Genomic DNA, 8,271 nt, shown 5'->3' on the forward strand with positions numbered 1-8,271 from the left:
CGCCAGCCGGCGGGCCGGGTCGATCGTGAGGACGACCGTCCGGCGTCCCCGCTCGGCCGCGCGCAGCGCGAGCGCGGCGGCGACCGTGGTCTTCCCGACCCCGCCCGACCCGCAGCACACGATGATCTTCTCGCTGCCGAGCATGGCGTCGACGTCCAGCACCGGCACCGTGGGCGCGGACACCGTGGACGCGGACGGGGGCACCCGCGCCCCCACGGTTGCGAGCCCGCTCGTCCGACCGTTGCTCATCCGACCATCCGTTGCATCCGCAACAACTCCGCGAACTGATAGATCACGCCAATGTCCACGCCGTCGGCGACCAGGGGCAGCTCGTACACGGGACGTCCCAACGCGTCGATCTCGCCGCGTTCGGCCCTCTCCAGAGCCACCCGGCGGGCATGCTGGGCGGCCTCCGCCACCAGGGCGTCCACCAGCCCGGCCGCGGGGGCGATGCCGGCCGCCTTCACGCCCGCGGCCAGCTCCTCGACGTCCAGCCGGCCCGCGCCGGCCCGCGCGAGGTCCTCGTCGGCGAGCAACGGCGTCCGGACCATGTTCACGATCACACCACCGACCCGCAGCCCGGCGGCACGCAGCTCGGCGACACCGTCCACCGTCTCCTGGACCGGCATCTCCTCCAGGAGGGTGACCAGGTGCACAGCCGTCTGCTCGGAGCGCATCACCGCCATCACGCTGTCGGCCTGAGTGCGGATCGGGCCCATCCTGGCCAGCCCGGCGACCTCGGCGCTGACGTTGAGGAACCGGGTGATCCGCCCAGTAGGTGGCGCGTCGAGGACCACCGCGTCATAGGCCCTGCCCCCGGGCCGGGTCCCGTCCGGGCGGTTGACCGCCTCCTTCACCTTGCCGGTGAGCAGGACGTCACGGACGCCGGGCGCGATCGTGGTGGCGAAGTCGACGGCGCCGATCCGCTCCAGCGCCCGGCCCGCGCGGCGGAGGTTGTAGAACATCTCCAGGTACTCCAGCAGCGCCTCCTCCGCGTCGATGGCGAGCGCGAAGACCTCCCCGCCACCAGGAGCGCTCGCGACCTTGCGTTCCGCGTAGGGCAGCGGCGGGGTGTCGAAGAGCTGGGCGATCTGCTGGCGTCCCTCGACCTCGGTGAGCAGGACGCGCCTACCACCGGTGGCCAGCGCCACCGCGAGCGCGCCGGCGGCGGTCGTCTTGCCGGTGCCGCCCTTGCCGCTCACCACGTGCAGGCGGCAGTGCCATGGCCCGTCCGCGGCGTCCCGCGATGGAGTCTCCTGCGGCGTCACATCAACGACCGTACCCGGCCGGCCCCGGCCGTTCCGGTCGATGAACAGGCAGCGGGCGCGGTGTCCACCGATGCGACCCCTGCCCGTACCCCTTGCCAGACCCCGCCCCGGCCCGGGCACGGGCAGCTTGCCAGGCCCCGGCCCCCTCCTCCCGGCGTACACCTCCCAGACGCCCTCCGGACGCCCCCAGGCGAGCCTGGGGCCCTCCAGGTGGACCTCCCCGCGAGGCCGGTCTTCCGTGCGCTCTCGGCATGCGCGGCGGGGGGCGCGCGGGGACGGCTGTCGCGTGCCCCCCGGCCGCGACGCACTATGGTCACAAGTCATGCAGACCTGGGAGTACGCGACAGCGCCGGTGCTGATCCACGCGACCAAACAGATCCTCGACAACTGGGGGGCGGACGGCTGGGAACTGGTCCAGATCGTCCCGGGGCCGAACCCGGAGAGCCTGGTCGCCTACTTCAAGCGCCCCAAGGGCGAATCGGCGCGGTGACCGCCGTGACAGCCGACGCGGCGACCCCGTCACAGCGCCTGGCCGCGCTCGGCCTGGCACTGCCCACCGTCCCGTCGCCAGCGGGTGCGTACGTGCCCGCCCGGCGGCACGGCGAACTGGTGTGGACAGCCGGACAGCTCCCCCTGGTGGACGGCGTCCTCGCCGCGACCGGGCCGGTCGGTGAGGCTGCCGACGGCGGCTCGGTGCCGGCGGAGCGCGCGGCCGACCTGGCCCGGATCTCCGCCCTGAACGCGCTGGCGGCCGCGGCCGCGGTGGCCGGCAGCCTGGATGCGATCACCGGTGTTGTCAAGGTCGTCGGGTTCGTCGCGAGCGTGCCCGCGTTCACCGGCCAGCCGGCGGTGATCAATGGCGCGAGCGACCTGTTCGTGGCGGTGTTCGGTGATGCCGGACGGCATGCCAGGTCCGCGGTCGGGGTGAGCGTCCTGCCGCTGAACGCTCCGGTCGAGGTGGAGATCGTTGTCACCGTCAGTTAGCGTTCGCTGGAGAACCGCGGACAGGCTGCGGCACATGAGTTGCCGTCCAGCTATGGATATATCCGAATAGTAACCAGATATCGACAAATAGCAATTAAAAGGCGTCTGGGTGCGGATATCCGGACGAGACGCAGCTCACAGCCGACCCCCGCCGCTGACATGGTGCGCGAGCCGGGGCGAACAACCTACTGTCTATGACAGAAGTAGCCGATCTGACGATCGGGTCGACAGACAGTTCGGGTCGACAGACAGCCTGGTGGGCCGTCCACGCAACCGGCAGGTGACCCAGCAGGACACCTGCGCAACAGAGCATCGTCCGCTTCGGAATCTGGTGAGTGATCCGTGGGGCATACGAGCGTTACGGACGGCGTGCCCGATCCACGCGCGGCGGCCCCCGCGGCGGGCGGCCGGCCCACGCCCCGGCAGGTGACCCTGCTGGCCTCGCTGCTGCTCGCGCCCAACCCCAGCCCGATGACCCTGGACGGTACGAACACCTGGATCCTGCGCGCCCCGGGCGCCACCGGCTGCGTCGTGGTCGACCCCGGCCCGCCCGACCCCGGCCATCTCGCGGCGATCGTCGCGGCCGGGCCGGTCGATGTCATCCTGCTCACCCATGGTCATATTGATCACAGCGAGGGTGCCGCGCCGCTGCACGAGCTGACCTCCGCGCCGGTGCGCGCCCTCGATGTCGCCCACCGGCTCGGCGACGAAGGGCTGACCGAGGGCGACGTGATCGCCGCCGCCGGGGTGGAGATCCGGGTGCTGGCCACCCCCGGCCACAGCAGCGACTCGCTGTCGTTCGTCCTCACCGACGACCGGCGGGCCGACACCGACAGCACCGACAGTCACAACATTTCGGCGCCCACCGCGGGAAGCTCGGTTCTCACCGGCGACACGATCCTCGGCCGGGGCACGACCGTGGTGGCGCACCCCGACGGGCAACTCGGCGACTATCTGACGAGCCTGCGGCGCCTGCGCGAGCTGGGTGACTGCGTGGTGCTCCCCGGACACGGGCCGCATCTGCCGGCCGCGGGCCGCGCCGCGGAGGCGTACCTCGCCCACCGAGAGGCCCGGCTCGACCAGGTACGGGCGGCCCTCGCCGCCGGCGACAGCACGGTCCGTCAGATCGTTCAACGAATCTACACGGACGTCGACCGCGCCCTGTGGCCGGCCGCGGAGATGTCCGTCCGTGCCCAGATCGAGCACCTGCACCAGCGGCGGGAACTGCGGACCACGCCGATCGAGCTCCTGCTCGCATAGGCCGCCTTCCGACACGTCCACAAATCATGATCGCGTAGACGGCGGGAACCTCACGAACGCGAAAACATGATCACATTGCCTTCGGCCCCACCTTCAGCAGGCCACCGGCGGCGCAAAAACATGATCGCTTCACCTTACGACCGGGGGAGGAGGCCGGATTCTGGACATCCCACACAGCCCTCTTCCTTCCTGGAAACCGTTAAGATCAGCACGAACAGAAGATCTCGTACGGTTGGCTTATGCTCGCGGCCGGGAGGCGACCACCCGTGCGCAACGCTCCGGATATATCCGACCACGTCAAAAGGGTCCAGTCCTGGATGCCGTGCCGGCAGGCCCGATACACCGGGCGGGCCGGCCAGCCGTCATGGCCCGGCCCTGACTCCGGCTTCAGGGCGCCCAAATGATCACATCACCCCTCGGTGGAACGCTGCGTTGTCCGCGCTGCGGCACTCCCGCCGTTCCCGGCGGACGGTTCTGTTTCCACTGCGGGCTGCCGTTGCAGACCGAAAACGGCATGGGCGCCGACGAGGGCGCCGAACGCCGGGTCGTCACCGTCCTGTTCGGCGACCTCTCGGACTTCACCGCATGGGCGGAGGATCTGGATCCCGAACGGGTCGGCGAGGTCACCGACCGGGTGCTCGCCGCCCTGGCCCGTGACGTCGCCGAGGTCGGCGGCCGGGTCGACAACCTCACCGGTGACGGCATCATGGCCGTGTTCGGCGCGCCGACCGCGCACGAGGACGACCCGGAACGAGCCGTGCGCGCCGCCGCCGCCATGCAGGAGACCGTCCGCCGCCTCGTCACCGACGAAGCCGGCGGCGGACGCCACCTCGGCCTGCGCGTCGGGATCAACACCGGGGAGGTGCTGGCCGGCGTCCAGGCGTCACTGACCTACACGGTGATCGGCGACACGGTGAACACCGCCGCCCGGCTGTCGGACGCCGCCGCGGTGGGCGCCGTGTACGCGGGCCACGACACCATGATCGCCACGACCTCGGTGGCGACCTGGCGCCGGCTGGCCCCGCTGAAGCTCAAGGGCAAACGCGAGCCGGTCCCCACCTACGAGCTGGTCAGCCTGCGGCCGTCCAACGTCGCCCGGCCTGGACACGGCGACGACGCGCCGTTCACCGGGCGCGACCAGGACCTCGCGGTGCTCGAATCCGCCTTCCGGGACGTCGTCGCGCACAGTCAGCCACGGACGGTCGTCATCACCGGTGAGGCCGGCATCGGCAAGACCCGGATAGCGGTGGAACTGGCCCGCCGGGCGGGCGCGCAGCAGGACGCGAGGGTGCTGTGGGGCCGCACGGTCCGCCACGGTGACGGCCGGGACCTCGCCCCGCTCATGGACATCGTGCGGACCGCCTGCGGGGTCGGGGAGGGTGACAGTCCGGACCGGGTCGCCGAACGGGTACGGCGCACGGTCAGCCGGCTGGAGCACCCGGCGGCGCGCACCCGCATCCCCGGCGGGGTGGCCGACAAGCTGCTCGCCCTGCTGGGCGTGCCGCCGGAGGGCCGCTCGACGGTGGCTCCGGACATCCCGCCGGGAGACCCGGCCGGGCGGGAGAACCCGGCCGACGATCCCGCCGTCCGGGCCGTCGACGCGATCGTCGACGACGTGGCCGTGCTGCTTGGCGGCCTGTCCAACGACGGGCCGCTGGTCATCGTCCTGGACGACCTGGAATGGGCGACGACCGCGCTGTGGCAGGGGCTGCGGCGTTTCGCCAGCAGGCTGCGCGGGCCGGTACTTCTGATCATGCTTGACCGCGAGGTCCCGTCGCTGGCCGGGCTGCCCAACGCCGAGTCGCTCGCGCTCGCCCCGCTGGCGGAGGCCGCCTCGGCCAGCCTGCTGCGCGACTATCTCGGCGGCGCCGAACTGGACGAGACCGCCCGGGCCGCCCTGCTCGCGCGGGTCCACGGCAACCCGTTCTTCCTCACCGAGCTGCTGAACCTGCTGGTGGACCGGGGCATCCTGCACCGCGGCGACCTGCACCGCGGCGACGCGGCCGGCGCAACAGCCGCCGGAGCCGGCACAGATACCGGCACCGGCGCGGCGGGAACGGAGCCGGTGCCCGGCGCCACGCCGAACGGCGCCGCCCCGGGCACGGACCTGGCCTCGGAGATACTGCGCTACCCGGCCGGCACCCAGCAGTGCAGTTGGGTGCTTGAGGGATCCCTGCCCGAGACCACGCTGCCGGCCGGTGTGCAGTCGGTGCTGGCCGCCCGTATCGACGATCTCGACCCGATCGCGAAGGCCGTCCTGCGTTCGGCGTCGGTGCTCGGCAGCCGGTTCCCCGCGGACGCGCTGCCCGCGCTGGAGGACCGTCGGGGGGAGCAGGTGCACCGGGCGCTGGCAACCCTCACCGAACGCCAACTCCTGCGGGCCCCGCATCCCGGGGAGCCGATGTGGACGTTCGTGCACCCGATGGCCCGGGACGTCGCCTACGCCGGCCTGCCCAAGGTGGAGCGGGCCCGCCGGCATGCCGCGGCGGCCCAGTGGGGGGTGGAGTTCCTCAGCGGCTCCGAGGCGGAGGTCGCGGCCTTCGTCGGCCACCATGCCGAACGGGCCCACGACCTCGCGGCATCGATGGCGCTCGCGCCCACCGATCCCGCCTGGTCGGCGCGGGAGCCCGGGTTCCACGCCCTGGTCCGGGTCGCCCGCTCGGCGCTCGCCCGCGACGACCACCGCAGCGCCAGCGATCTGATCACCAGTGCCCGCCGGCTCGGCCGGGGGGTCGTGAGCGAACTCGACGATCTGGGCGCGGTCGTGCTGCACGCCGAGGCCCTGGCGTCGCTGCGCCGGCTGGACGAGGCCGAGCGCGTCCTGCGGCCCGCGCTGCGGGTCACCACACCTGAGCTGCGGGCGGCGGCGTACCGCATCCTCGGCGACCTGCGGCACAAGCAGGGCCGGGACGACGAGGCCTCGACCGCGCTCGTCACCGCGCTCGAGGAGGCCCAGCGCGCCGGCAGCGACCGGGTGGTCGCCGCCACCCTGCGCCAGCTCGGCCTGCTGGAGTACGCCGCCGGCCGGGTGCGCCACGCCGAGAAGCGGTTCACCGACGCGCTGGCCCTCGCCCGCCGGGTCGGTGATCCCAGAGGGGTCGGCTGGGCCCTCCAGCACCTTGCCTGGAGCGCGACCACCCGGGGGGACTACCCACGTGCCCAGGAGTACCTCCGGGACGCCTCCGAGGTCTTCAGACGGCTGGACGACACCGGCGGGCTGGGCTGGTGCGCGGGAACCGAGGCGCTGGTCTGGCTGCTGTCCGGCCAGCTCAGCCGGGCCCGCCGGCTCNCCGGGCCCGCCGGCTCGCCCGCGACCTGATCGAGATGGCCGGGTCGCTGGGCGAGGTGTGGGGCCTGGCCGTGTGCCTGACGATCGACGCGGTCGCCGCCGCCGAACTCGGGGACATCGCCGAGGCCGAGGCAGAGGCAGAACGGGCTGCGGAGCTGTTCGAGGCGACCGGGGACACCTGGGGTGTCGCGCTCACCCTCGTGGCCCGGGGTCTGGCCGCGCGCGGCGCCGGCGATCCCGAGCGCGGAGCGGCTCACCTGCACAACGCCCAGGCCGCCGCCGACCAGGGCGGCCATGCCGTCGTCGGCGCGCTCGCCATGGTGCTGCTGGGGCTCACCCGGCTCGACGCCGGGCTTCTCGACGAGGCCGAGCAGGCCGCGGACCTGGCCATGCGGGCGCTGGACAGCCTCGAGCTGCAGCCCCACGCCCAGCTCGGCGCCAAGGTGCTGGCCGCCCAGGTCGCGCGGGCCAGAGGCCGTCTGCAGGAGGCGATCCAGCTGCTGGAGACGGCACTGGCCGCCGGTGAGCCGGCCACCCTGCTCTTCCCGCGTCGCCAGGCGTACGCGCATCTGGCCGGCACCCTCCTCGATGCCGGCCGGCCGGCCGAGGCGCTGGCGGTGGCCCGGCGCGCGGTCGAGGTGGGCGCCGAGGACGTCCGCGCCCAGGTACTGGCGTGGCGGGCACTGGGTACCGTGCTGGTCGCGAGCGGCAAACCGGCCGAGGGCCGGGCCGCGTACGAGAAGGCACTGGCCGCCGCGACCGCGACGGAGGCGGTGAGCGAGGCCGCGCAGACCCGCCGGCTGCTGTCCGCGATTCCCGACGGCCCGAAACCGGTGGGCCCGAAACCGGTGAACCTGCCGGGTGTCGCCGACGTCCGGGTGACCCGCCCGGCGACGGGCGGCCTGCCGGCGCCGGGCGCCACGCCTTCGACGGTGGCGTCGACCGCGCCGTCCGCGGCGGGGTCCTCCACCGCATCGTCGGCGGGCGCGCCAACCGTGCCGTCCCTGGCGGAGCCGACCACACAGGCGTGAGCGCACGGGTGTGACAGCGCGCGACAACCGCGCGCAGCTACCGGGTGCAGGGGTAGCCGGTAGTCGAGGGGCCAGGTAGCCGCGCGGGTACGGCGCGGCGGGTCAGGTATGTCGCCACGGGTGTGGCACAGGCACGGTCGCGCGGGCGTGGCGGCGGATGCGCGGGCGTGGCGGCACGCGTGACAGCGGCCGGGATCCGGCGGCGTGGAGCCGGCCCGGCGAAGAAAAATCCTCATGACGTGAAGGCAGGTCCTGACCGGCACGCCAGGCGTACCTGGAGTGCCGGTCAGGACCTGCTGGGACGGGAGTCAGCCAGCCTGTGCCCCCTCAGGCCGGAACCAAGGGGCGTCTCCCGGCGGATCCCCGGTCGCGTGGGCCGAACGCGCCCGCGTCGACCGGCGTCCGCCGGCTACGCCCTACCGGGCGCGGCGGGCGAGCC

7 protein-coding genes and 1 pseudogene (1 of these 8 running past the window's edge) are annotated in these 8,271 nt (G+C 73.4%); 5 read left to right on the forward strand and 3 right to left on the reverse strand.

Going from position 1 to position 8,271, the window contains the following annotated elements; genetic code table 11:
• Positions 1 to 60 precede the first annotated feature (60 nt).
• Positions 61 to 249 (reverse strand): annotated as a pseudogene (locus tag FrCorBMG51_RS34490) (ArsA family ATPase); the annotation flags it as partial.
• On the reverse strand, positions 246 to 1,268 hold the full coding sequence (gene bagA / locus FrCorBMG51_RS05955) for an ATPase BagA (protein ID WP_175648271.1): 1,023 nt from the start codon (positions 1,266 to 1,268) through the stop codon (positions 246 to 248). The pseudogene FrCorBMG51_RS34490 and the gene bagA, both read right to left, overlap by 4 nt.
• A 322-nt stretch (positions 1,269 to 1,590) precedes the next feature.
• Between bagA and FrCorBMG51_RS26325 the strand changes: the two genes are divergently transcribed.
• From FrCorBMG51_RS26325 to FrCorBMG51_RS33565, 5 genes are all read left to right on the forward strand, one after another.
• The gene (locus tag FrCorBMG51_RS26325) at positions 1,591 to 1,758 is read left to right on the forward strand and encodes a Sp36 family protein (RefSeq protein ID WP_085948571.1); all 168 of its coding nucleotides are present in this window, start codon (positions 1,591 to 1,593) and stop codon (positions 1,756 to 1,758) included.
• Positions 1,755 to 2,252: a RidA family protein gene (locus tag FrCorBMG51_RS05960; protein WP_047222089.1), complete on the forward strand. Its 498-nt coding sequence runs from the start codon at positions 1,755 to 1,757 to the stop codon at positions 2,250 to 2,252. The genes FrCorBMG51_RS26325 and FrCorBMG51_RS05960 overlap by 4 nt, the downstream gene beginning before the upstream one ends.
• Before the next feature lie 369 nt (positions 2,253 to 2,621).
• On the forward strand, positions 2,622 to 3,512 hold the full coding sequence (locus tag FrCorBMG51_RS05965; RefSeq protein WP_047222090.1) for an MBL fold metallo-hydrolase: 891 nt from the start codon (positions 2,622 to 2,624) through the stop codon (positions 3,510 to 3,512).
• Between the two features lie 514 nt (positions 3,513 to 4,026).
• A complete protein-coding gene (locus tag FrCorBMG51_RS05970; protein WP_052914372.1) occupies positions 4,027 to 6,831 on the forward strand; it encodes an AAA family ATPase in 2,805 nt (934 codons plus the stop codon).
• A gap of 5 nt (positions 6,832 to 6,836) precedes the next feature.
• Entirely contained in the window at positions 6,837 to 7,832 is a 996-nt protein-coding gene (locus tag FrCorBMG51_RS33565; protein WP_420848585.1) for a tetratricopeptide repeat protein, read from the forward strand.
• Positions 7,833 to 8,159: 327 nt separating this feature from the next.
• Here the strand turns inward: FrCorBMG51_RS33565 and FrCorBMG51_RS05975 are convergent, their stop codons facing one another.
• Positions 8,160 to 8,271 carry the 3' portion of a Crp/Fnr family transcriptional regulator gene (locus FrCorBMG51_RS05975; RefSeq protein WP_476742120.1) on the reverse strand. 659 nt of this gene lie beyond the right edge of the window, so 112 of the gene's 771 nt are visible here — the last part of the coding sequence; its start codon lies off the right edge, out of view; its stop codon occupies positions 8,160 to 8,162.

The sequence above is a fragment of the Protofrankia coriariae genome (genome assembly GCF_001017755.1).
In the GTDB taxonomy this organism is placed as follows: domain Bacteria; phylum Actinomycetota; class Actinomycetes; order Frankiales; family Frankiaceae; genus Protofrankia; species Protofrankia coriariae.